Raw genomic sequence first — 22,965 nt, 5'->3', positions numbered from 1 at the left:
TGACCTCCCGGGACGGTTGCGCCCGGTCGCAGTGCCCCGCCCCGATGCCGCTAAACGACTTCGTCGGCCGCGATGGCCTCGGTCTGGATCACCCGCTCCCGTACCCGGCGGGCGGCGTCCCCGTCGGCCACCAGGCCGCGCAGGTCGGCCAGCGCCGGTTCGGGCGCGTCCAGCGGCACGGCCGGATCCACCACCGCCTCCAGGACGGCGGGCCGGTCGGCCGCCAGCACCTCGTCCCAGGCGGCGCCGACCAGGTCGGGCCGGTCCACCCGTACGCCGTGCAGCCCGAGCAGGCGGGCCCACCCGGCGTACGGCACCTCGGGTCGCCGCTCTCCCGTTGACCGGCCGCCACCGACGCCGGACCGGTCCCTGTTGTTCAGCACCAGCACGATCAGCCGGGGGTCGCGCCACTGCGGCCAGTGGTGCGCCACCGTGATCAGCTCGGCCAGGCCGTTGAGCTGCATCGCGCCGTCGCCGAGCAGGGCGAACACCGGCTCGTCCGGGCGGGCCAGCTTGGCCGCTACCGCGTACGGCAGCGCGCAGCCCATCGAGCCGAGCGTGCCGCACAGCCGGGCCTGCACCCCCGGTGGCAGTTCCAGGTGCCGGGCGTACCAGTAGACGACCGAGCCGACGTCGACCGCGACACCGGCGCGCCGGGGCAGCCGGGCGGACAGCTCGCGGAGCACGAGCCGCGGGTCGACCGGGTCGGCGGGCGAGGCGGCGCGTTCGGCGGCGGCTCCCCGCCACCGGTCCACCATCTTCTCCACCGTGCCGCGCCACTCGCGGCCGGGATGCTCCGGCACCCGGGCCAGCAGCGCCCGCAGCGTCTCGGCGGCGTCGCCGACCAGCGGCACGTCCACCGGGTAGCGGGTGCCGATGCGCCGGCCGTCGATGTCGATCTGGATGGTGCGTACCTGGCCGGGCATCGGGAACCAGTCGGTCCACGGATCGTTGGTGCCGATCATCAGCAGTGTGTCGCAGGCGCCCATGAGCTGCGCGGCGGCGGTGGTGCCGACCTCGCCCAGCACGCCGGTGTGGAACGGCAGCCGCTCGTCGAGCACCGGCTTGCCCAGCAGCGACGTGGCCACGCCCGCGCCGAGCCGGTCGGCGAGCGCGACGATCTCCCCGGCCGCGCCGTGCGCGCCCTGCCCGACCAGCATCGCCACCCGCTGCCCGTTGCCGAGCAGCGAGGCGGCGGCGTCCAGGTCGGCGTCGTGCGGCATGACCCGGGCCAGCGGCTCGCCGGGCGTCGCGGTGACCACCCCGGCGGCCTGCGGCAGCAGGTCCGGCACGGCGGTGACCTGCAACGCCCGCGGCAGCACCACGCAGGTCGGGCTGCGGGTCGCCACTGCGGTACGGAACGCCTGGTCCAGCAGCGCCGGCACCTGTTCGGGCCGGCGGCCGTAGCGGACGAACTGGTTGCACACGTCGCCGAAGAGCCGGCTCAGCCCGATCTCCTCGTGCGCGCCGCCGAGCGGACCGGTGACGTCCTCGCCGACGATCGCGACCACCGGCTTGCTGTCGAGCTTCGCGTCGTAGAGGCCGTTGAGCAGGTGCACCGCGCTGGGCCCCTGGGTGGCCAGGCAGACCCCGACGCCGCCGGTGAACTTCGCGTGCCCGGTGGCCATGTACGAGGCGGTCTCCTCGTGCCGGGCGGGGACGAACGCCGGATCCCCGCCCGCGTCGTCGAGCGCGCCCACGAGCGGGGCGACCGCCGCGCCCGGACAGCCGAACACCCGCGGTACCCGCCAGGCCCGCAGGCGTTCGACCACCAGGTCGGCGACGATCCGCTCAGCCATTGCCGCGCCCCGGCGTGCCCGCGTCGACGTAGCGCAGCACCGCGCCGACCCCGTCGGTCAGCTCCGGCGCCTCCTCCGGCGCGAGCACTGTCAGGTCCGCGTCGGTGCCGATCAGCGCGCGCAGCAGCGCCGCGTCGGCGCGTACCCGCTGGGGGTCGGCCACCGACATGTCGGCCAGCTGCGCCCGGTCGGTGGCGATCTCGGTCGGCTCGGGGCCCACCCACAGCTCGCCGTCGGCCGACGCGTCGTCCACGATGAGCATGGTGTCGACCTGGTTGCGTTGCAGCGCGGAGACCACGGCGTCCAGGCCGGCGCCGACGTCCTCCTGAACGCCGAAACGGTCCAGCGCGGCGGTGACGCGCCGGTCGGCGACCTCGGCGACGGTCTGCACCGTGATGTCGTCCATCAGCGTGTCGTCAGCGCCCACGTCGCGGGCGCCGGCGTCGGTGCGGACCAGCACGTCCTGCCACCGCGCGGGCAGCTGGGCGGCGATCATGCCGGTGGCCCGGACGTCCCCGGCCACCACGACGACGTCGGCACCGACCCGCTCGGCCAGGTCGGCGGTGGCCGCGGCGGCGTCACCGGCGTTCTGGTGCCACGCCTCCATGGCGGCACGCTGGTAGCGGGACTGCGACCAGCCGCCCGGCTGCACCCGGCGCAGCTGGCGGCTCTGCCCGCCCCGCACCTGGGCCCGCCGGGGCACCCCGCCGGCGCTGACCGCCATCGCGTCCGCGCCGGTACGGTCGGCCAGCACCCGCACCCAGGCCACCTGCTCGCCGCGCTGGGCCACCAGCGGCATGGTGTGCGGCAGCGCCGACCAGCTGGCCAGGTCGCGCAGCGGTGGCGCGGACAGGTACTCGGTGAGCACCACGCGACCCCGGCTGGCGAACACGGCTATGCCGTAGTCGCCGGGCATCGGCTGGTGCCGGCGGACGACCTCCTCCACCGCCTCGACGGTGAGCGGGTCGGCGCCCTGCCCCAGCAGGTCGCCCTTGAGGGCCCGCCAGCGCAGGTCGACCTGCGCTCGCGCGTCCTGGGTGTCGCGGGAGGCGTCCATGTAGACCGAGCACCACGGCCCGGGACGGTCGTAGAGCGGGCGCAGGAAGGACAGCTGCATGCTCGACCCCTTTCCGGCTCGGCCGCACGCATACCCGCGCCCCGGCGGAGTTCACCTGCCGGCGGCCCGGGCGTGACCGCTGTTCATTCACGTCGTTCAACCCGAAGGATCGATACCATCTGTGCACGCAACGGGACTCTCGGTGGTGAACATGGGCACGGAGCTGTACGACCGACGCGTCGTCCACCCGACGGAACGCGTCGTCACCGGGCGTCTGGTCCGGTTGCTGGAGGGCTATGCCCGGGAGGTCCGGGTCGGGCAGCCCGTGCTGGTCGCGGTACTCACCGCCGCGGGAGTGGTGGGGCTGCTGCTGAAGGTGGTGCGCGCGTTGCTCAGCAGTGGCGGCGGCGGGGCCCGGCGCAGCTTCAAGGACCTGAAGAAGGGGCCGGAGTTCCTGGTCACCCCGGTCCGGGTACGCGACACCACCGGCCGGCTCGTCGAGGTCGAGCTGCACGGCCACCTGCCGCAGAGCGCGCTGCACCCGGGCGACCACGTCCAGCTCACGCTGCGGGGGCAGCGCGACGAGGACCTGCCGCCGCGGATCGAGCGGATCGTCAACCTGACCACCGGGCAACTGCTGACCCCGCGTACGGCCACGCTCTGGTCGCACCTGGGGCCGGCGCTGCTGCTGCAGGCGACGCTGGGTGCCGTGCTGCTGTTCGGCGTGGCCGCCTGCTCGGCGCTCACGTAGGGCGTGTCGCGGCACACGGTGATCCGCCCGGAGCTCGCCGTCTCCCTCACCGAGGAGCCTGTCGCGCGCTGCGACCGGCGGGGGTGAGCGGCCGCGCTCAGCGACCGGCGGGAGTGAGCGGCCGCTCGGCCGCGGCGGGCGTGTCGAGCAGACCCCGGCGCTGCGCCCAGCGCTCGAACAGCACTGTGGCGAACGGCGGCACGGCGGCGGCCAGGGCCAGCCCGGTCTGCACGAGGGTCCAGCGGCGCCGGCGGGCCACCAGGAGCGTCAGCAGCCCGTAGAGCACGAACAGCCCGCCGTGGATCGGCCCGAAGATCTTGACGCCGATCTCGTTTCCGGGCGGGCCGTACTTGACCGCCATGCCGGCCAGCAGCGCCGCCCAGGAGCACGCCTCGGCGAACGCCACCACCACGAACGCCCGGGTCCACCCGTCGCGCATCAGCCACTCCCCTTCGCCGTCGGCCGCCCATGCTAGCCGCCCGGACCGGTCCGTCCGGACGCAACCCGGACCGCCGCGACGGGGGTCACCGGGGCCGACACGGGGTACAGAAAGGCCCCCGGGCCTTTCCTGACCCGCCGCTCCGTGCGAGGTTGGGAAGAACCAACTGTGACAGGGTGGTGACCATGGGCGAGGACGTCGGCGTGCGGACCTTCAGCCGGGAGGATCGGGCCCGCTACCGCGAGAAGGTCCGGCGGTGCCTGGACGTGTTCGCCGAGATGTTGCGCGAGTCCCGGTTCGACGTGGAGCGGCCGATGACCGGCGTGGAGATCGAGCTGAATCTGGTCGACGACGGCTTCGACCCGGCCATGCGCAACGCCGACGTGCTGGAGGCGATCGCCGACCCGGCGTTCCAGACCGAGCTGGGCCAGTTCAACGTGGAGATCAACGTCGAGCCGCGACGGCTGGCCGGCACCGGCACCGCCGCGTTCGAGGAGCACGTGCGGGCCAGCCTGAACGCCGCCGAGTCCAAGGCCCGCACGGTCGGCGCGCACATGGTGATGATCGGGATCCTGCCGACGTTGCGTCCCGAGCACCTGACCGCCGAGACGCTGTCGGCGAACCCCCGGTACGCGCTGCTCAACGAGCAGATCTTCGCCGCCCGCGGGGAGGACCTGCCGATCGCGATCAGCGGGGTCGAGCGGCTGGCCACCACCGCCGACACGATCACGCCGGAGGCGGCGTGCACCAGCACCCAGTTCCACCTCCAGGTCAGCCCGGCGCAGTTCGCCGACTACTGGAACTCGGCCCAGGCGATAGCCGGCATCCAGGTGGCGCTCGGCGCGAACTCTCCGCTGTTCTTCGGCCGGGAGCTGTGGCGCGAGACCCGGGTGCCGTTGTTCCAGCAGGCCACCGACACCCGGGCGGAGGAGATCAAGGCCCAGGGCGTACGCCCGCGGGTGTGGTTCGGCGAGCGCTGGATCACCTCGGTGTTCGACCTGTTCGAGGAGAACGTGCGCTACTTCCCGGCGCTGCTGCCGGTCTGCGACCCGGAGGACCCGGCGGCCACGCTGCACAGCGGCGGGGTGCCGAAGCTGGCCGAGCTGCGCCTGCACAACGGCACCGTCTACCGGTGGAACCGCCCGGTGTACGACGCGCCCAAGGGCCGGCCGCACCTGCGGGTGGAGAACCGCGTGCTGCCGGCCGGGCCGACCGTGCTGGACACGGTCGCCAACGGCGCGTTCTACTTCGGCCTGGTACGGGCGCTCGCCGAGGCCGACCGTCCGCTGTGGTCGCAGATGTCCTTCAGCGCGGCCGAGGAGAACTTCCACGCCTGCGCCCGGCACGGCATCGACGCGCAGGTGTTCTGGCCCGGGCTGGGCTACCTGCCGGTGACCGAGCTGGTGCTGCGCCGGCTGCTGCCGCTGGCCCATCTGGGACTGGACCGGTGGGGCCTGGACCCGGCGGAACGGGACCGGCTGCTCGGCATCGTCGAGCAGCGCTGCCTGACCGGCCGCAACGGCGCGACGTGGCAGGTGGAGACGCTGCACCGGCTGGAGTCGGCCGACCACATGGACCGGCCGGCGGCCCTGCGCGAGGTGGTCCGCCACTACGTCGACCTGATGCACAGCAACCGGCCGGTGCACGAGTGGCCGATCCCCTGACCGGGCGGGAGGTCAGCGCAGCGCCGTCACTGCCGCCTTCGCGGCCTCGGCGACCACTGCGTCGTCGGGCTTCGCGTCGCGGCCGTCCCGGCTCGACAGGACGGCCAGCACGATCGGCGCCCGGCCGGGCGGCCAGATCACGGCGATGTCGTTGCGGGTGCCGTACCCGCCGGTGCCGGACTTGTCCGCCACCTGCCAGCCGTCCGGCACGCCGGCCCGGACCAGGCCACTCCCGGTGGTGCTGGCCCGCATCCAGCCCAGCAGCAGGTCGCGGTCCGCGGGCCGCAGGGCGTCACCCAGCGTGTACGCGCGCAGCGAACCGGCCAGCGCGCGGGGCGTGCTGGTGTCGCGCTCGTCGCCCGGTGTGGCCGCGTTCAGCTCCGGCTCGGTGCGGGCGGGCCGGGTGACCCGGTCGCCCACGTCGCGGAGCGCCCGCGCGAAGCCGTCCGGACCGCCGAGCGCGTCGAACAGCAGGTTGCCGGCGGTGTTGTCGCTGTACCGCACCGCCGCCTCGGCGGCGTCCCGCAGCGTGATCCCGGTGTCCACGTGCCGTTCGGTCACCGGCGAGTGCGCCACCAGGTCGGCGCGCCGGTAGCGGACCACCCGGTCCCGCTCGGCGTCGGACGTGGCGGCGAGCATCGCACCCGCCGCGAGCGCCTTGCAGGTCGACGCGTACGCGAACCGCTCGTCGGCGCGGTGCGCCAGGGTGCGGCCGGTGCCGGTGTCGACGGCGTAGACGCCGATCCGGGCGCCGGAGCGCCGTTCCAGGGCCGCCAGTTCCGGCGGCGCGGGCACCGGCGAGGGGCTCTGCGTCGCCGAGGTGGTCGATGCGGCCGACGCGGTGGTCCGGGGCGCGGAGGCGGGCCGGTCCGTCGTGCAGCCGGCCGCCAGAGCCGTCGTGAGCACCGCCGCGATCGCCTGCCGTCGCCTCATCGGCCTCTCCCCCGGCCGGGCGTCGTCGTCACCGGTCGCGGCCGATGGCGAGCTGACGGCGACGGACTCCGGTGGGTCAGCACGCGCGGCGGTAGTGCATGGCCACCACGCCGCTGCGGAACGGCTGCGCCGAGAGCAGTTCGAGCCGGCGTGTGCCGGGCAGCCCGTCCTCGTACAGCGTCGGGCCGTGACCGGCGATCCGGGGATGGATGAGCAGCCTGTACTCGTCGATCAGGTCCAGCCGGTCGAGCTCGGCCGCGAGCCCGCCGCTTCCGAGAAGGACGCCGGCCGGGGTCGCGTCCTTCAGCTTCCGCACCCCTTCGCGCAGGTCGCCGGCGATGTGGTGGCTGTTGGCCCACGGGAAGTCCGTGCGCGTCGCCGACACCACGACTTTGGGTTTGGCCTCCAGCTTGGCCGCCCACTCACGCATCGCCGGCGCCGCCTCCCGGTCGCCGCGGGCGACGGCCGGCCAGTAGGCCTCCATCAACTCGTAGGTGACGCGACCCCACAGCACCGCCCCGCACTCGTCCATGAGGCGGGTGAAATAGGCGTGCGACTCGTCGTCGACGACCCCCTCCCGGTGGTCGACGCAACCGTCCAGTGTGAGGTTGAGGCTGAAGACGAGCGATCCCATGGCCTGCGAGTCTAGTCAGCCGGCGACGACGGTGAACGTGAGCGCGCCGAGCGCGGCCAGCGGGAGCGCCGTGGCGGCGGCCAGCAGCCGCACCCGGGCGGACCGGCCGATCAGCACCACCAGCAACGCGGCGAGTCCGAGGTCGATCGCCACGTTCCACCAGGCTCCGGGATAGGACCCGGACTTCAGCGCGAACCGCAGCGCCTCCTCGACGAACACGGCCACCGGCAGCGCGACCCCCACGACGCGCCGCCACCCGTCGGTCCGCGCCCAGATCCCGGCGACACCGAACACCACGCCCGCCACCACGCCGAAAGCCATCCAGACGAACGAGGTGAGCGCCCAGATCATCGCGAGGTCGTCGCCCTGGAGCAGCGTCGCCGCCAGGTAGTAGCTGGGCACCGCGACGATCAGCAGGATGCTGGCGGCGACGGCGGCGCGTACCGCGCCCGACCGGATCCACCAGCCCAGCGCGAACGCGGCCACGGCCCAGGTGGCTGTGGAGTTGCCGAGTTCGGCGAACGGGTACGGCACCCACTTGATCCAGACGAAGTCCAGGAAGCCGAGCAGGAATCCGGCGACGGGGACGACGAGGGTGACGGCGCGACGCGAGGGTGGCATGCCGGGAGCATACATACTCGGTATGCTCCCCCGTCGACGGGGCGGCCCTACGAGGCCAGCCGCCGCTCGGACGGCGCAAGACGCACCGCGGCGTCGGATCGGTTGATCTCGGACCACACCTCGTCGAGGGAGAGACCGAGGACGTCGGCGATGGCCGCGATGGTGGGGAACGCGGGCGTGGCGACCCGGCCGGACTCGATCTTCCGGAGCGTCTCCGGCGACACGCCGGCGTCGAGCGCGGTGAGCAGCATCGAGCGCTCCCCACGGGCACGGCGCAGGAGCGCGCCCAGACGCTGCCCGCGCTCGACCTCGGCGGGGGTGAGGGGCAACCGGACCATGCCAGGATTCTAATACCGGGATAACATGACCGGGATACTTATTGGTCGCGCGAGGAAGGCGCCCGCATGATCGAGATCCTGAGCCCCACCGACGTACGGCGGGCGCGGGACACCGGCGCCCTGGTCGCCCACATCCTGCGGACGCTGCGCAGCCGCACCACCGTCGGCACGAACCTGCTCGACATCGACAGGCAGGCACAGTGCATGATCACCGAGGCCGGGGCGCAGTCCTGCTACGTCGACTACGAGCCGTCGTTCGGGCGCGGACCGTTCGGCCACTACATCTGCACCTCGGTGAACGACGCGGTGCTGCACGGGCTGCCGCACGACTACGCGCTCGCCGACGGCGACCTGCTCAGCCTCGACCTGGCCATCTCGCTGGGCGGGGTGGTGGCCGACTCCGCGATCAGCTTCCTCGTCGGCGAGGCCCGGCCCGCGGAGAGCGTCGCGCTGATCGACGCCACCGAGCGGGCGCTGCGCGCCGGGATCGCCGCGGCCCGTCCCGGCGCGCGCGTCGGCGACCTCTCGTACGCCATCGGCTCGGTCCTCACCGAAGCCGGCTACTCGGTCAACACCGAGTTCGGCGGTCACGGTGTCGGCTCGACCATGCACCAGGACCCGCACGTGTCGAACACCGGCCGGCCCGGGCGCGGCTACCCGCTGCGCCCCGGGCTGCTGCTGGCGCTGGAACCGTGGGTGATGGCGGACACCGCCACGCTGGTCACCGACGCCGACGGGTGGACGCTGCGCAGCGCGACCGGCTGCCGCACCGCGCACAGCGAGCACACCATCGCCATCACCGACGACGGCGCGGAGATCCTGACACTGCCGAGGTCGTGACCCGGGCCGCCGACGCCCTGGCACCCTGCCCGCGCCGATCGGTCTCGCCCGCGGTGATCGGGATCCGCCGCGCCGACCGGACCCGCCGCAAGCACCCGACCGGCGGCTCTCCCGCGTTCCCGACGCCGCCGGCCGTCGTCAAGCAGGCGTGCAGCGTTCCCGCAGCGTCTGCACGCCCGGCCCGGTGAGGTCGTCGCAATAGGCGGCCCGCCCGGCCATCGCCATCGTCAGCGCGAGGGTGGTGCCGCTGACCAACGGACCGGTGCCGGCGGTGAACGGCCCGTCGGTCGCCTCCACCCGCAGGCCGTCGATGGCGCTGCGACCGTTCACTGTGAAGTCCCGCCCGGCGTAGAACCGGGCGACCGGCGTGACCGCCTCGACCGAGGGCGTCCCTGCCAGGCCGAGCGGACGCCGGATGTCCTGGGCGTGCACGACCACCTCACCGAGCCACGCCTCGGTCGGGCCGAACGTCGACGTGGTGCTGCCGATGATCCGGCGGAACCGGTCGAGCGTCTCCCCCGGGCCGGCGCCCCGGTGCTCGGCCAGCCGGCGGTCGTTGTGCAGGTCGAAGTCGAACCGGGCGCCGACCACGCTGGCGACCCAGCGGGCGCGGCCGACGCTCGCCGCCGCGGTCAGGTGCGCGACCACCTCCTGCACCGTCCACCGGCCGCACAGCGAGCGCCGCGCCCACTGAGCCGCGTCGAGTCCGGCGAGGTCGTCGGCGAGTGCGGCGCGCTCGGCGTGCGCGAGCGCCCACAGCTCACGGCGGGTCAGCGTGTCGGACATGAAGCCTCCAGGGTCGGGTCGTCAGAGATGGAACCACGCCCCCCGGACGAACTCACCGCTCCCCGCCCCGGTTGCACGTTTGCTGCACGTCCGCTGAACGCTCGCCGGTGACGCTTCTCGTACACAACAACCGCAAGGAGAAGCGTCATGTCACACAATCACCTCTTCACCCCGCGTACCGTCGCTTCGGTGATCGGGGCGCTCGGCCTGGCCGCCGCGGGCCTGGCCGGCGGCGCCACCCCGGCGTCGGCGGCCTATGTGGTCCCCGCCGACTGCGGCCCGTACTCCGGGGCGCCCGTGCCGGCCGGGTACACCACGGTGTACGTCGTCGCCGGAGGGCGCTACGTCAGCCCCAACACCAACGGCCCGGAGTTCATCATCGGCACGACCCTTCGCGACGTCATCGTCGGAAGCGTCTACGACGACATCATCTGCGGCCTCGCCGGCAACGACGACATCAAGGCCAACACCGGCGACGACATCGTCTACGGCGGGCTGAACGGCGACGACATCTGGGGCGACCTGGGTGACGACAACCTCCACGGCGACGGCGGCGCCGACACCATCCACGGGGACCGGTTCATCGGGCCCAGCGCCCTGGACGGCAACGACCGCGTGGACGGCGGCAGCAACGACGACCACCTCTTCGGCGACAAGGGCGGGGACACCCTGGTCGGCGGTCCCGGCGTGGACGACGGTGACGGCGGCCCGGACGTGGTGTTCGACGACTGCCGGCCCAGTGTGGAAATCGTGGTCAACTGCCCGTGACCCCGTCGGCACGGCGGTGCGCGGGGCTCGGAGAACGGGCCCCGCGCACCGTCGCGCCCCCGCCTGTCGGATCGTCGTCAAGCCCGGTCCGACCATGACCGCACGCGGCTACCGTGACAGCCCGTGGCGGTGGAGTTCCGGGTGCTCGGCGACCTGGACGTCCGGGTCGACGGCCGGACGGTCCGGATCGGTCACGCCCGTCAGCAGTGCGTCCTCGCCGCTCTTCTGGTCGAGCCCAACCGTGTCGTCCCGACCGGACAGCTCATCAACCGGGTCTGGGGCGACGAGGTGCCGGACGGGGCCGCCACCACGCTGCGTGGTTACCTGTCCCGGCTGCGGCAGGCGCTGGCCGGCGCCGACGAGGTCCGTATCGTCCGGCGCCATCCCGGCTACCTGCTCGCCGTCGATCCGGACCGCGTCGATCTGCACCGCTTCCGCGCGCTGACCGAGCGGGCCCGGCGCGCCGCGGACGACGCGACGGCGATCGGCTGCCTGGAGCGGGCGCTGGGGCTCTGGCGCGGCGACGCGTTCGACGGGCTGACCACGCCGTGGCTGACGGCCTACCGGCAGACCCTCGACCGGCAGCGGCTCGCGGCCGCGCTGGACCGCAACGACATCGCGCTGCGCCGGGGCGCGCACGCCCGCCTTCTCCCCGACCTGCTGGATCTGAGCGGCCGGCACCCGTGGGACGAGCGCCTCGCGGCGCAGGCGATGCTCGCGTTGTACCGGTGCGGGCGGCAGGCGGACGCCCTCGAACACTTCCACCGGCTGCGCCGCCGGCTGGCCGCCGAGATCGGCGCCGACCCCAGCCCGCCGCTGGCACAGCTCTACCAGCAGATCCTCACCGCCGACACGGCGGTCGCACCGCCGGAGCCGGCGGGCGGCGAAGAACCGAGCGCGACGGCCACCGGCCCGACCGGCACGGCACGGGGTGGGGGCACCGTGCCCCGGCAGCTACCCGCGTCACCAGGCGTCTTCGCCGGCCGGACCGCCCAGCTCGCGCGCCTCGACGAACAACTCGGCGACGCGGGACGCCCGGACGGCGCCGGGTCCCCGGTGGTGATCTCGTCCATCGGTGGCGGCGGTGGTGTCGGCAAGACCTGGCTCGCCCTGCGGTGGGCGCACGCCAACGCCGATCGCTTCCCCGACGGGCAGCTCTACGTCAACCTGCGCGGCTTCGACCCGACCTCGGACCCGGTGGGGTGGCCGGTCGCGGTGCGCGGCTTCCTCGAGGCGCTCGGCGTCGAGTCGGCGCGTGTCCCGGCCGATCCGGAGGCCCAGGCGTCGCTGTACCGCACGCTCGTCGCCGGCCGCCGGCTGCTGGTGGTCCTCGACGACGCCCGCGACGCCGCCACGGTGATCCCGCTGCTGCCCGGCACCCCCACGAGCGCGGTCCTGGTGACCAGCCGACGGCAGCTGGCCGGTCTCGTCACCACCCACGGCGCGCGACCGCTGCCGCTGGACGTGCTGCCCGACGACGAGGCCCGCGAGCTGATCGTCCGGCAGGTGGGCGCCACGCGGGTGGCGGGACAGCCGGACGCCGTCGCGGACATCCTGCGGTTCTGCGGGGGTCTGCCCCTGGCGCTCGGGATCGTGGCGGCCCGCGCCGCACTCAACCCCGAACTGGCCCTGTCGTCCGTCGCGGCCGAGCTGACCACAGCGGTCAGCCCGCTGGACGTGCTGGCCGGCGACGAGGTGACGACGAACCTGCGGGTGGTGCTGTCCCGATCGCTGGCGGCGCTCACCCCGGCTGCGGCCGAGGTGTTCGCGCTGCTCGGCCTCGCCCCGGGCCCGGACATCGGCCGGGCCGCGGCGGCCAGCCTGACCGCCCGTACGCCCGACGAGCTGCGCCGGCCGCTGCGCGAACTGCTCGACGCGCACCTGGTGCAGGAACACGTCGCCGGCCGGTACCGCATGCACGACCTGGTCCGGAGCTTCGCGGTCGAGCGGGCGAGAGGCGACCCGGCCGGTTCCCGGTCCGCGTTGCGCCGGCTGGTCGACCACCACCTGCACACCGCGCACGCGGCCGCGCTGTTGCTGTCCCCGCAGCGCGATCCGCTGACCCTGGCCCCCGCCGCGCCGGGGGTGACCGCCGAACGGCTCGACGACCTGGCGGCGGCGCTGGCCTGGTTCACCGGCGAACATCAGGTGCTCCTCGCGACCATCGAGTACGCCGCCGGCGCCGGCCTCGACGTCGCCACCGGTCAGCTCTCGTGGACCCTGGCGACCTACTTCGACAGGCAGGGCCACTGGCACGACTGGGCCGCGGTGGCCCGCCGGGCGGTCGAGTCGACCCGGCGGTCCGGCGACCGCCCGGCCCAGGCCCAGGCACACCGGCTCCTGGCCGGGGCCTGCTCCAACCTCGGCCGGTACGCCGAGGCGCAGCGCAACCTGCTCGCCGCGCTGGATCTGTTCGCCGCGCTGGGCGACGACGAGGGGCGGGCGCACACCCACTTCGACCTCAGCATGCTGCACGACCGGCAGCGGCAGCCCCGGGAGGCCCTGCCGCACGCGCGGCGAAGTCTCGCCCTCTACGAACGGGTCGGCAGCCCGCTCAAGCAGGCGGTCGCGCTCAACGCGATCGGCTGGTACCACTCGCAGCTCGGCGAGCACCACGACGCGATCACCTTCTGCCGCCGCGCGCTCGCCCTGTCCGAGCAGGCAGGGAGCGCGTACGGGCAGGCGAACACGTGGGACAGCATCGGCTTCGCCCACCACCACCTGGGCGAGTACGAGCACGCCGTGGACTGCTACCAGCAGGCCCTCGCCCTGTTCGCCGAGATCGGTGACCGGCACGCCGAAGGCATCGTGCTGGACCACCTCGGCGACACATGGGCCGCGGCCGGGCGGGCGGACGCGGCCCGGGACGCCTGGCGGCGGTCACTCGCGCTGTACGAGGAGCTCGGTCACGCCGACGCCGAGGCGGTACGGCGCAAACTTCACCGGTGAGCGGTCAGAGCGCCGCGATGGCTGCCGACTCGGGCGGCAGCTCGATGCCGTCGCGCATCACCGTGACGCCCTCGGAGGTGGTGAGCAGCACGCGGCGTACCACACCGGGCAGGTTGATCCGCTGCGCCCGGTCGGCCAGGTTCGCCACCACGAGCGTGTCGCCGCGCCGCATCACCAGGAACCGGTCGCCGTGACGGACGTCGACCCGGTCCAGCCGGGGGTCGGACAGGTCGGCCCGGGAGCGGCGCAGCGCGATCAGCCGCCGGTAGAGGTCGTACGTCTCGCGGTGTTCGGGCTTGTCCAGCTCGGCCCAGTCCAGCCGGGACCGCAGGAACGTCTGCGGGTCCTGCGGGTCGGGCACGTCGTCGGTGGCCCAGCCGTGGTCGGCGAACTCCCGCCGGCGGCCGGTGGCGACCGCCGCGGCCAGTTCCGGCTCGGGATGGCTGGTGAAGAACTGCCACGGCGTGGCGGCGGCCCACTCCTCCCCCATGAACAGCATCGGCGTGAACGGCGCGGTCATCAGCAGCGTCGCGCCGACGCGCAGCAGGCCGGGCGAGAGCGTGGCGGAGATCCGGTCGCCGGTGGCCCGGTTGCCGATCTGGTCGTGGTTCTGCAGGTACGCCACGAAGCGGTGGCCGGGCGTGCGCTGCCTGTCGACCGGGCGGCCGTGACTGCGGCCCCGGAAGCTGGACCAGGTGCCGGCGTGGAAGAACCCGCCGGTCAGCACGTCGGTGAGGCATTCCAGGGAGCCGAAGTCGCCGTAGTAGCCCTGCCGCTCGCCGGTGAGCAGCGTGTGCAGCGCGTGGTGGGCGTCGTCGTTCCACTGGGCGTGCAGGCCGTACCCGCCCGCCTCGCGGGGCGTGATCAGGCGCGGGTCGTTGAGGTCGCTCTCGGCGATCAGCGACAGCGGCCGGCCCAGGTGCGCCGACAGCGCCTCGACCTCGGCGGCGACCTCCTCCAGCCAGTGCACGGCCCGGCCGTCCGGCATGGCGTGCACGGCGTCCAGCCGCAGCCCGTCGACGTGGTAGTCGCGCAGCCAGCCCAGCACGCTGTCGGCGATGTAGCGGCGTACCCCGTCGGAGTGCGGGCCGTCCAGGTTGACGGTGCGGCCCCAGGTGTTGCTCTGCTCGGTGAGGTACGGCGCGAATCGCGGCGCGTAGGCCCCGGAGGGCCCGAAATGGTTGTAGACGACGTCGAGGATCACCCCCAGGCCCTTGGCGTGGGCGGCGTCGACGAACCGTTTCAGGCCGTCCGGGCCGCCGTACGGCTCGTGCGGGGCGTACCAGCAGACGCCGTCGTAACCCCAGTTGTACTCGCCGTTGAACGCGTTGACGGGCAGCAGCTCGACCATGTCCACGCCGAGGTCGACCAGGTGGTCGAGCTTCGCGATCGCCCCGTCGAACGTGCCCTGGAGGGTGAACGTGCCGATGTGCAGCTCGTACAGCACGCTGCCGGGCAGTTGCCGGCCGGTCCAGCCGGCGTCGGTCCAGGCGAACGCGGCGTGGTCGTAGAGCCGGCTGGGCCCGTGCACCCCGGCCGGCTGCCAGGCCGAGCGGGGGTCGGGCAGGGCCTGCTCGTCGTCGTCGAGCAGGAACGCGTAGTCGGTGCCCGGCCCGGCGTCGGGCACCTCGGCCCGCCACCAGCCGTCCGGCCCCTGACGCATCTCGTGGTCGGCGACGCCGGGCAGGCGCAGCCGCATCCGGGTGGCCTCGGGCGCCCATACCGTGAACTCGGTCATGCGGCGGCCTCCACAGAGTCGGTGGGTGCGAGGAGGGCGACGGGGTAGGTGCTCAGCAGATCATCCAGGAGCAGCTCAGAACCACTGTAGACCCGTCCGGTGAACAAGTCGGTGCACTCGTGAACGGGAAGTGACACCGCCGTGTCCCGCCAGCCGCCGGAGCGGGCCAGCCGCAGCGGCAGCCGGGTCGCCACCGCCACCGCGCCGCCCCTGTCGAAGGCCACCGCGTGCGCGGCGGCCGGGCCGCGCGCCGGCACCGGCCGGTAGCCGCCGAACAGGTCCGGGCGGTCTCGGCGCAACCGCAGCGTCCGGGACACCACGAGCAGCTTGGCCGCGCCGTCGGCGGCCACCGCGGGCCGCCAGCCGGCGTCGAGCCGGGCCAGCAGGTCCCGGCGTACGGCGAAGTCGACCGGCCGCCTGTTGTCCGGATCGACGAGCGAGTTCTCCCACAGTTCGGTGCCCTGGTAGACGTCCGGCACGCCGGGCATGGCGAGCTGCACCAGCTTCTGCCCGAGCGCGTTCGACCAGCCGGGCGGGGTGATCTCGGCGGCGAACGCGGTGATCTGCGCGTGCAGTTCCGGGTCGTCGTACATCCGGTCGACCAGGGCGTGCAGCTCGTGCTCGAAGGTCGGGTCCGGATCGGCCCAGCTCGTGGCGACCGACGCCTCCCGGGCGGCCTTCTCGGCGTACCCGTGCAGCCGGTCCCGTTCGATCGGCCACGCCCCGACGGCGGTCTGCCAGAGCAGGTGGGCCAGCGCGGGGTCGGCCAGCGGCGCCCGGGACATCCAGTCGGCGACCCGCTCGGCCCAGCGGCCGGGCAGCTCGGACAGCACCGCGAGGCGGGCGCGGACGTCCTCGCCGCGTTTGGTGTCGTGGGTGGAGAGCGCGGTCATGCTCGCCGGCCAGCGCACGTGCCGGGCGGCGGCGAAGCGGTGCAGCTCGGCCGCTGGCACGCCGAAGTGGGCCGGGCTGCCGCCGACCTCGTTGAGGGCGACGAACCGGCTCCACCTGTAGTAGGCGGTGTCCTCCACGCCCTTGGCCATCACCGCGCCGGTGAGCTGCGGGAACCGGGCGGCCAGCTCGTGTCCGGGGTCGCGTAGCCGGGCGGTGACCGCGTCCAGCACGCCGGTCAGGTCGGGACGGCGGCGGCCTGCCTCGCTGCGGGCGGCGGCCAGGTGCCGGGCGCCGGAGGGCGGGTAGCCGCGGTAGACCGGGAAGCACGCGGCCAGTTCGGCCAGGGCGGCGCGGACCTGCTCGCCGGGCACCTCGGGCACGAGCGCGGCCAGCCGGGTCAGCTCGGCGGCGAGCAGCCGGGTGGCGGCCTCCAGCTTGGTGGCGTGCGTCAGGTCCTCCCACGAGGTGTGCCGCCCGGTGAGGCGGCCGTCCAGCGCGGTGAAGTCGGCCTCGGCGTCCGGGTCGACGAACAACCCGGACACGGCGGCCAGCGCGTCGTAGCCGGTGGTGCCGTCGACCGGCCAGTCCGGGAGGTCCTCGCCGTACTCCAGGATCTTCTCCACCACCAGCCAGCTCCCGGGCGCGGCGGCGCGCAACCGGGCGAGGTAGCCGGCCGGGTCGCGCAGCCCGTCCGGGTGGTCGACGCGGATGCCGTCGACCTCCCCGGCGTCGACCCAGCGCAGGATCTCCGCGTGGGTGGCGTCGAACACCTCCGGGTCCTCCACCCGCAGGCCGGCCAGGTCGGACACGGCGAAGAACCGGCGGTACGTCAGTTCGGCGTCGCCGCGCCGCCAGTTCACCAGCTCGTAGTGCTGCCGGTCGTGCACCTGGCGGGGCGTGCCGTCGCCGGTGCCGTCGGCGACCGGGAAGCGGTGCTCGTGGTAGCGCAGCTCCCCGCCGACGAGTTTGAGGTCGTCGAGCGCGTCGGCGGTGTCGGCGAGCACCGGCAGCAGCAGCCGCCCGCGCTCCCAGTCGATGTCGAACCAGCGCGCGTACGCCGAGTCGCGTCCCCGCCGCAGCACGTCCCACCAGGCCGGGTTGGCCTCCGGCCGGGCCACCCCGGCGTGGTTGGGCACGATGTCCACGACCAGGCCCAGCCCGGCCGCGCGCAGCGCCCGGACCAGCCGCGCCCGCGCGGCCTCGCCGCCCAGCTGCGGGTTGACCGCGCGGTGGTCGACCACGTCGTAGCCGTGCGTGGAGCCAGGGGTGGCGGTGAGCAGGGGCGCGGTGTAGAGGTGGGTGACGCCGAGCGCGGCGAGGTAGCCCGTCAGCTCGGCGGTGGTGTCCAGGTCGAAGCCGGGCCGCACCTGGACCCGGTAGGTCGAGCGAGGGGTGTCGGGCATCGGTCAGGCCGTCCTCTCCAGGACCAGCAGCGAGCGGTCCGGCACGCAGACCGTGCCGCCCGCCTCGACGAGCGTCGTCTTCTCCGGGTCGGGTTCCGCGGTGCTGATCACCAGTTCCCACCCGCTGCCGAACTCCTCGCCCGGCAGCGTGAAGTCCAGCGGCGCGTCGTGCGCGTTGAACAGCAGCAGGAACGAGTCGTCCCGGTGGCGCTGGCCGTACTGGCCGCGCTCGCCGATGCCGTCGCCGTTGACGAACAGGGCCACCGAACGCCCGAAGTCGTTGCCCCAGTCCTCGCCGGTCATCTCCCGGCCGTCCGGGGTGTACCAGGCCAGGTCCGGCAGCCCGGAACCGGTGGCCCGGCCGCCCACCGGCAGGCCGGTGAAGAACCGGCGGCGGCGGAACACCTGGTGCCGGTTGCGGAAGTCGGTGAGCCGGCGGACGAAGTCCAGCAGCTCGTCGTCGGCCCGGTCCCAGTCGACCCAGGCGATCTCGCTGTCCTGGCAGTAGGCGTTGTTGTTGCCGCGCTGGGTGCGGCCCAGCTCGTCGCCGTGGCCGAGCATCGGCACGCCCTGGGACAGCATCAGCGTGGCCAGGAAGTTGCGCCGCTGCCGGGCACGCAGCGCGCGTACGCCCGGGTCGTCGGTCTCCCCCTCGACGCCGCAGTTCCAGGACCGGTTGTGGCTCTCGCCGTCCCGGTTGTCCTCGCCGTTGGCCTCGTTGTGCTTGTCGTTGTAGGAGACCAGGTCGGTGAGCGTGAACCCGTCGTGGCAGGTGACGAAGTTGATGCTGTGGAACGGGCGTCGGCCGTCGTCCTGGTAGAGGTCGGCCGAGCCGGAGATGCGGGAGGCGAACTCGGCGAGCGTGGCCGGCTCGCCGCGCCAGAAGTCACGGACCGTGTCGCGGTATTTTCCGTTCCACTCGGTCCACTGCGGCGGGAAGTTGCCGACCTGGTAGCCGCCGGGGCCGACGTCCCACGGCTCGGCGATGAGCTTGACCCGGCCGACCACCGGGTCCTGCTGCACCACCTCGAAGAACGTGGACAGCCGGTCCACCTCGTAGAACTCGCGGGCCAGCGTGGCCGCCAGGTCGAACCGGAAGCCGTCGACGTGCATCTCGGTCACCCAGTAGCGCAGCGAATCCATGATCAGTTGCAGCGAGTGCGGGCTGCGCACGTTGAGGCTGTTGCCGGTGCCGGTGTAGTCGACGAAGTAGCGCCGGTCGGACTCGGAGAGCCGGTAGTAGCTGGGTGTGTCGATGCCCTTGAAGCTCAGCGACGGCCCGAGGTGGTTGCCCTCGGCGGTGTGGTTGTAGACCACGTCGAGGATGACCTCGATGCCGGCGGCGTGCAGCGCCTTGACCATGCCCCGGAACTCCTGCACCTGCTGGCCGAGGCGGCCCAGCGCGGAGTAGCCGTGGTGCGGGGCGAAGAAGCCGATGGTGTTGTAGCCCCAGTAGTTGCGCAGCCCCAGGTCGGCCAGGCGGTGGTCGTGCACGAACTCGTGCACCGGCATCAGCTCCACAGCCGTCACGCCGAGCCGCTTGAAGTGCTCGATCATCACCGGTGAGGCGATCGCCGCGTACGTGCCGCGCAGCTCCTCCGGGATGCCCGGGTGGCGCATGGTCAGCCCGCGCACGTGCGCCTCGTAGATCACCGAGTGGTGGTACGGGGTGCGCGGCGGCCGGTCGTTGCCCCAGTCGAAGTACGGGTTCACCACCACCGACTTCGGCATGTACGGCGCCGAGTCGACGGTGTTCATCCGGTCCGGGTCGCCGCCGACCTCGTAGTCGTAGACCGACGGGTGCCAGGTGACCTCCCCGTCGACCGCCTTCGCGTACGGGTCGAGCAGCAGCTTGTGCGGGTTGCAGCGCAGCCCTTCGGCCGGGTTCCACGGCCCGTGCACGCGGTAGCCGTAGCGCTGGCCGGGCTCGACGCCGGGGATGTAGGCGTGCCAGACGTACGCGTCGACCTCGCGCAGCTCCACCCGGCGCTCGGTGCCGATGTCCCACTCGTCGAACAGGCAGAGCTCGATCTTCTCCGCCACCTCGGAGAAGATCGCGAAGTTGGTGCCCATCCCGTCGTACGTGGCGCCGAGGGGGTAGCTCTCGCCCGGCCAGACCTGCATGTCGCTCCTTCGGCCCATGATCGTGAGCGCACCGGACAGGGGAGACCGCCGATGCGCACGCCGGTGATGCCCAGTCGTCGCCACGACCAATCCATCCGTTCGGACCGTAACCGAATCCACCCTCCTGAGAACGGATAGACGTTCGGGTGTCATCCGTCACGATCGCCCCTTTCGAGATGCGCGCCGGCCGCGGATGGACTTTCCTGGATCCGGACCTGCGCCCGCGGGCCCGCCCGGCCGTTCGGCCACCCCTCACCATCGCTCGACGCCGCCACCGAAGCCGGCGTGCCTCACCATGCATGGACGGAGATCCACGTGACCACTCTGCGGGTCGGCGCGCAGCCCGCCACCGCGACGGACCGGCTCCACCGGCCCACCCTCACCTCCCGCCCGGCGCCCCCGTCGCCGGTCGGGTCCGCGCCCCGGTCCCGGCGCATCCTGATGCTGTCGTGGGAGTACCCGCCGGTGCTCGTCGGCGGGCTCGGCCGCCACGTGCACGCGCTGTCAGTGGCGCTGGCCGCCGCCGGGCACGAGGTCACAGTCGTCACCCGCCACGCCGAGGGCGCTCCCCTGGAGGAGTACGCCGACGGCGTACGCGTCGTCCGCGCCGCCGAGGACCCGGTCCGGTTCCCGCTCGCCACCTCGTCGCTGCTGGCCTGGACCATGGCCTTCAACCACACGCTCACCCGGGCCGCCCTGCGCGCCACCGAGTCCGGCTCGTACGACGTCATCCACGCCCACGACTGGCTCGTCGCACACACCGCGATGACGCTGCGCGAGCACCTGGACGTGCCGCTGGTCAGCACCATCCACGCCACCGAGGCGGGCCGGCACCAGGGGTGGCTGCCGGAGGAGATGAACCGCACCATCCACGGTGTCGAGCACTGGCTGGCCGGCGAGTCCGGCCGGGTGATCGTCTGCTCCGGCTACATGCGCGACGAGGTGGGCGCGCTGTTCGGGGTGGACGCGGCCCGGGTGGACGTGGTGCCCAACGGCGTCGAGCCGCACCGCTGGCGGGTGCCCGCCTCGGCGGTCGCCGCCGCGCGGGCCCGGTTCGCCGCCGACGGCCCGCTTGTGACGTTCGCCGGCCGCCTGGTGTACGAGAAGGGCGTGCAGCACCTGCTGGCCGGGCTGCCCCGGCTGCGCGACCGGCACCCCGGCCTGCGCGCGGTGATCGTCGGCGACGGGCCGTACAAGGCCGACCTGGAGCGCGAGGTGCACCGCCTCGGGCTCGGCGGCACTGTGAGCATGCCCGGGTTCCTCGGCGGCACCGAGCTGCCCGCCGTGATGGCCGCCTCGGACTGCTTCGCGGTGCCGAGCATCTACGAGCCGTTCGGCATGGTCGCGCTGGAGGGGGCCGCCGCGGGCGCGCCGCTCGCCGTCGCCCGTACCGGCGGGCTGGCCGAGATCGTCGAGCCGGGCGTCACCGGGATGACGTTCGCCCCGCACGACCCGGACGGGCTGGCCGAGGCGGTACACACGCTGCTGTCCGACCGGGACCACGCCCGCGCGCTCGCCCGTCGGGCCCGCGCCATGGTGCACGAGCAGTACGGCTGGGCGGCCATCGCGTCCCGCACGGCCGCCGCGTACGCCGCCGCCATCGCCGGCGACCCGGCGTTCACCGCCGCCCGCGCCCAGCACCGCATGGCCCACGGCCACCCAGTGCCGGCCCTCCCCGAGGGCAACCTCCTCACCGCCGCCGGCCTGCGGTAAGGAAGGGCCCCCTCTTAACGCCCCGGGTAGAGGAAGGGCACCTTGTTAACGCCCCGCACCCCGGTGCACAGGACGAAGGCCGCCGACCCGAGCAGGGTCGGCGGCCTTCGTCGTCCGCGTGTTAAAAAGGGCCCCTCCTCTACCGGAGGCGTTAAGAAGGGGCCCTTCCTTGCACCTCAGCGCTGGGCGGCGGGGACGTAGTCCCGCTCGGCGGCGCCGGTGTAGATCTGCCGCGGGCGGCCGATCTTCGTCTCCGGGTCGTTGATCATCTCGCGCCACTGCGCGATCCAGCCGGGCAGCCGGCCGAGCGCGAACAGCACCGTGAACATCTTCGTCGGGAAGCCCATGGCCTTGTAGATCAGGCCGGTGTAGAAGTCCACGTTCGGGTAGAGCCGCCGGGACACGAAGAAGTCGTCGGCGAGCGCGATCTCCTCCAGCTGCACCGCGAGGTCCAGCAGTGGGTCCGGCTTGGCCATCCGGCCGAGCACGTCCTGGGCGGCCTTCTTCACGATGGCGGCGCGCGGGTCGTAGTTCTTGTAGACCCGGTGCCCGAAGCCCATCAGCTTCACGCCGTCCTGCTTGTCCTTCACCTTCTGCACGAAGGAGCGGACGTCGCCGCCGTCGGCCTGGATCTTCTGGAGCATCTCCAGCACGGCCTGGTTGGCGCCGCCGTGCAGCGGCCCGAACAGCGCGTTCACGCCGGCCGAGACCGAGGCGAACAGGTTGGCGTTGCTGGAGCCGACCAGCCGCACGGTCGAGGTGGAGCAGTTCTGCTCGTGGTCGGCGTGCAGGATGAACAGCATGTCCAGCACCCGGGCGACCACCGGGTCGACCTCGTACGGCTCGGCCGGTACGCCGAACGTCATGCGCAGGAAGTTCTCGACGTAGCCCAGCGAGTTGTCCGGGTACAGCAGCGGCTGCCCGATCGACTTCTTGTACGCGTACGAGGCGATGGTGGGAACCTTCGCCATCAGGCGCACCGTGGACATCTCCACGTGCTCGGAGTCGAACGGGTCCAGGCTGTCCTGGTAGAAGGTGGAGATGGCGCTGACGGCCGAGGAGAGCACGGCCATCGGGTGCGCGTCGCGGGGGAAGCCGTCGAAGAAGCGGCGCATCTCCTCGTGCAGCAGCGAGTGCCGCCGGATCCGCTCGCTGAAGTCGGTGAGCTGCGTCTGGGACGGCAGCTCGCCGTAGATCAGCAGGTAGGAGACCTCCAGGAAGGAGGACTTCTCGGCCAGCTGGTCGATCGGGTAACCCCGGTACCGCAGGATGCCGGCATCACCGTCGATGTAGGTGATGGCGGACGAGCAGGACGCGGTGTTCACGAAACCGGGGTCGTACGTGGTCATCCCGGTTTCCTTGAGCAGCTTGCTCACCCCGATCCCGGCGGGGCCCTCAACCGCGGACTGCACCGGCATCGACAGCTGCCCACCGGGGTGGTCGAGCTTGACTTCCGTCATCTGTTCCTCGCTTCGCCGGCAAGATCTTCGTTGAATTGCCTTCGCTTCTACCGT

General features: G+C 73.3%; 18 protein-coding genes. 6 read left to right on the top strand and 12 right to left on the bottom strand.

Going from position 1 to position 22,965, the window contains the following annotated elements; translation table 11 throughout:
• Positions 1-50: 50 nt before the first annotated feature.
• A complete protein-coding gene (locus tag AB0D28_RS10040) occupies positions 51-1,799 on the bottom strand; it encodes a thiamine pyrophosphate-binding protein (RefSeq protein WP_357384157.1) in 1,749 nt (582 codons plus the stop codon).
• Complete coding sequence (locus AB0D28_RS10035) at positions 1,792-2,916, bottom strand: Vms1/Ankzf1 family peptidyl-tRNA hydrolase (protein ID WP_357384155.1); 1,125 nt, start codon at positions 2,914-2,916, stop codon at positions 1,792-1,794. Before AB0D28_RS10035 ends, AB0D28_RS10040 begins: the two co-directional genes overlap by 8 nt.
• Before the next feature lie 142 nt (positions 2,917-3,058).
• Here AB0D28_RS10035 and AB0D28_RS10030 point away from each other — a divergent pair, with 142 nt between their 5' ends.
• Positions 3,059-3,607 carry a hypothetical protein gene (locus tag AB0D28_RS10030; RefSeq protein WP_357384287.1) on the top strand — a complete coding sequence of 183 codons (549 nt, stop codon included), beginning with the start codon at positions 3,059-3,061 and terminating at the stop codon, positions 3,605-3,607.
• A gap of 97 nt (positions 3,608-3,704) precedes the next feature.
• On the opposite strand, the gene AB0D28_RS10025 is transcribed toward AB0D28_RS10030, so the two are convergent.
• Positions 3,705-4,046, bottom strand: a complete 342-nt coding sequence (locus AB0D28_RS10025; RefSeq protein ID WP_357384153.1) for a DUF3817 domain-containing protein — start codon at positions 4,044-4,046, stop codon at positions 3,705-3,707.
• 185 nt (positions 4,047-4,231) lie between these two features.
• Between AB0D28_RS10025 and AB0D28_RS10020 the strand changes: the two genes are divergently transcribed.
• Positions 4,232-5,710: a glutamate--cysteine ligase gene (locus AB0D28_RS10020; RefSeq protein ID WP_357384151.1), complete on the top strand. Its 1,479-nt coding sequence runs from the start codon at positions 4,232-4,234 to the stop codon at positions 5,708-5,710.
• A gap of 12 nt (positions 5,711-5,722) precedes the next feature.
• Here AB0D28_RS10020 and bla read toward each other — a convergent pair whose 3' ends face one another.
• From bla to AB0D28_RS10000, 4 genes are all read right to left on the bottom strand, one after another.
• On the bottom strand, positions 5,723-6,643 hold the full coding sequence (bla, locus tag AB0D28_RS10015; RefSeq protein WP_357384149.1) for a class A beta-lactamase: 921 nt from the start codon (positions 6,641-6,643) through the stop codon (positions 5,723-5,725).
• Positions 6,644-6,719: 76 nt separating this feature from the next.
• Positions 6,720-7,277, bottom strand: coding sequence for a dihydrofolate reductase family protein (locus AB0D28_RS10010; protein ID WP_357384147.1), 558 nt, complete (start codon positions 7,275-7,277; stop codon positions 6,720-6,722).
• 15 nt (positions 7,278-7,292) lie between these two features.
• A complete protein-coding gene (locus AB0D28_RS10005; protein ID WP_357384145.1) occupies positions 7,293-7,898 on the bottom strand; it encodes a DUF6518 family protein in 606 nt (201 codons plus the stop codon).
• Positions 7,899-7,945: 47 nt separating this feature from the next.
• Positions 7,946-8,236 (bottom strand): helix-turn-helix transcriptional regulator, encoded by a 291-nt coding sequence (locus AB0D28_RS10000; protein ID WP_357384143.1) that lies wholly within the window; start codon positions 8,234-8,236, stop codon positions 7,946-7,948.
• A gap of 66 nt (positions 8,237-8,302) precedes the next feature.
• On the opposite strand from AB0D28_RS10000, the gene map reads away from it, so the two are divergent.
• Positions 8,303-9,076: a type I methionyl aminopeptidase gene (map, locus tag AB0D28_RS09995; RefSeq protein ID WP_357384141.1), complete on the top strand. Its 774-nt coding sequence runs from the start codon at positions 8,303-8,305 to the stop codon at positions 9,074-9,076.
• 138 nt (positions 9,077-9,214) lie between these two features.
• On the opposite strand, the gene AB0D28_RS09990 is transcribed toward map, so the two are convergent.
• Positions 9,215-9,862, bottom strand: a complete 648-nt coding sequence (locus AB0D28_RS09990) for a maleylpyruvate isomerase family mycothiol-dependent enzyme (protein WP_357384139.1) — start codon at positions 9,860-9,862, stop codon at positions 9,215-9,217.
• A gap of 147 nt (positions 9,863-10,009) precedes the next feature.
• On the opposite strand from AB0D28_RS09990, the gene AB0D28_RS09985 reads away from it, so the two are divergent.
• Together AB0D28_RS09985 and AB0D28_RS09980 are read left to right on the top strand one after the other, a co-directional pair.
• Positions 10,010-10,630, top strand: a complete 621-nt coding sequence (locus AB0D28_RS09985) for a hemolysin (RefSeq protein ID WP_357384137.1) — start codon at positions 10,010-10,012, stop codon at positions 10,628-10,630.
• A 123-nt stretch (positions 10,631-10,753) separates the two neighbouring features.
• Entirely contained in the window at positions 10,754-13,579 is a 2,826-nt protein-coding gene (locus tag AB0D28_RS09980; RefSeq protein ID WP_357384135.1) for a BTAD domain-containing putative transcriptional regulator, read from the top strand.
• A 4-nt stretch (positions 13,580-13,583) separates the two neighbouring features.
• On the opposite strand, the gene treZ is transcribed toward AB0D28_RS09980, so the two are convergent.
• Genes treZ through glgX form a run of 3 tightly spaced genes read right to left on the bottom strand, consistent with a single transcriptional unit; the run spans position 13,584 to position 19,738 of the window.
• Positions 13,584-15,317 carry a malto-oligosyltrehalose trehalohydrolase gene (treZ, locus tag AB0D28_RS09975; RefSeq protein ID WP_357384133.1) on the bottom strand — a complete coding sequence of 578 codons (1,734 nt, stop codon included), beginning with the start codon at positions 15,315-15,317 and terminating at the stop codon, positions 13,584-13,586.
• The gene (gene treY / locus AB0D28_RS09970; RefSeq protein WP_357384131.1) at positions 15,314-17,614 is read right to left on the bottom strand and encodes a malto-oligosyltrehalose synthase; all 2,301 of its coding nucleotides are present in this window, start codon (positions 17,612-17,614) and stop codon (positions 15,314-15,316) included. Before treY ends, treZ begins: the two co-directional genes overlap by 4 nt.
• A 3-nt stretch (positions 17,615-17,617) precedes the next feature.
• Positions 17,618-19,738, bottom strand: a complete 2,121-nt coding sequence (gene glgX / locus AB0D28_RS09965; RefSeq protein ID WP_357384129.1) for a glycogen debranching protein GlgX — start codon at positions 19,736-19,738, stop codon at positions 17,618-17,620.
• A gap of 315 nt (positions 19,739-20,053) precedes the next feature.
• On the opposite strand from glgX, the gene AB0D28_RS09960 reads away from it, so the two are divergent.
• Positions 20,054-21,451 (top strand): glycosyltransferase family 4 protein, encoded by a 1,398-nt coding sequence (locus tag AB0D28_RS09960; RefSeq protein ID WP_357384127.1) that lies wholly within the window; start codon positions 20,054-20,056, stop codon positions 21,449-21,451.
• A gap of 176 nt (positions 21,452-21,627) precedes the next feature.
• Here AB0D28_RS09960 and AB0D28_RS09955 read toward each other — a convergent pair whose 3' ends face one another.
• Positions 21,628-22,911, bottom strand: coding sequence for a citrate synthase (locus tag AB0D28_RS09955; RefSeq protein ID WP_357384125.1), 1,284 nt, complete (start codon positions 22,909-22,911; stop codon positions 21,628-21,630).
• Positions 22,912-22,965: the final 54 nt, after the last annotated feature.

The sequence above is a fragment of the Micromonospora sp. NPDC048169 genome, from assembly GCF_040652815.1.
GTDB lineage: Bacteria > Actinomycetota > Actinomycetes > Mycobacteriales > Micromonosporaceae > Micromonospora.
The sequence above is the reverse complement of the archived record's forward strand: the minus strand, read 5'-3'. Positions and strand labels throughout refer to the sequence as shown.

Bases quoted from the DNA above. Each gene is read 5' to 3' on its own strand.
- AB0D28_RS10040 (WP_357384157.1), bottom strand. From the start codon at position 1,799: ATGGCTGAGCGGATCGTCGCCGACCTGGTGGTCGAACGCCTGCGGGCC.
- AB0D28_RS10035 (WP_357384155.1), bottom strand. From the start codon at position 2,916: ATGCAGCTGTCCTTCCTGCGCCCGCTCTACGACCGTCCCGGGCCGTGG.
- AB0D28_RS10025 (WP_357384153.1), bottom strand. From the start codon at position 4,046: ATGCGCGACGGGTGGACCCGGGCGTTCGTGGTGGTGGCGTTCGCCGAG.
- AB0D28_RS10020 (WP_357384151.1), top strand. From the start codon at position 4,232: ATGGGCGAGGACGTCGGCGTGCGGACCTTCAGCCGGGAGGATCGGGCC.
- bla (WP_357384149.1), bottom strand. From the start codon at position 6,643: ATGAGGCGACGGCAGGCGATCGCGGCGGTGCTCACGACGGCTCTGGCG.
- AB0D28_RS10010 (WP_357384147.1), bottom strand. From the start codon at position 7,277: ATGGGATCGCTCGTCTTCAGCCTCAACCTCACACTGGACGGTTGCGTC.
- AB0D28_RS10005 (WP_357384145.1), bottom strand. From the start codon at position 7,898: ATGCCACCCTCGCGTCGCGCCGTCACCCTCGTCGTCCCCGTCGCCGGA.
- AB0D28_RS10000 (WP_357384143.1), bottom strand. From the start codon at position 8,236: ATGGTCCGGTTGCCCCTCACCCCCGCCGAGGTCGAGCGCGGGCAGCGT.
- map (WP_357384141.1), top strand. From the start codon at position 8,303: ATGATCGAGATCCTGAGCCCCACCGACGTACGGCGGGCGCGGGACACC.
- AB0D28_RS09990 (WP_357384139.1), bottom strand. From the start codon at position 9,862: ATGTCCGACACGCTGACCCGCCGTGAGCTGTGGGCGCTCGCGCACGCC.
- AB0D28_RS09985 (WP_357384137.1), top strand. From the start codon at position 10,010: ATGTCACACAATCACCTCTTCACCCCGCGTACCGTCGCTTCGGTGATC.
- treZ (WP_357384133.1), bottom strand. From the start codon at position 15,317: ATGACCGAGTTCACGGTATGGGCGCCCGAGGCCACCCGGATGCGGCTG.
- treY (WP_357384131.1), bottom strand. From the start codon at position 17,614: ATGCCCGACACCCCTCGCTCGACCTACCGGGTCCAGGTGCGGCCCGGC.
- glgX (WP_357384129.1), bottom strand. From the start codon at position 19,738: ATGCAGGTCTGGCCGGGCGAGAGCTACCCCCTCGGCGCCACGTACGAC.
- AB0D28_RS09955 (WP_357384125.1), bottom strand. From the start codon at position 22,911: ATGACGGAAGTCAAGCTCGACCACCCCGGTGGGCAGCTGTCGATGCCG.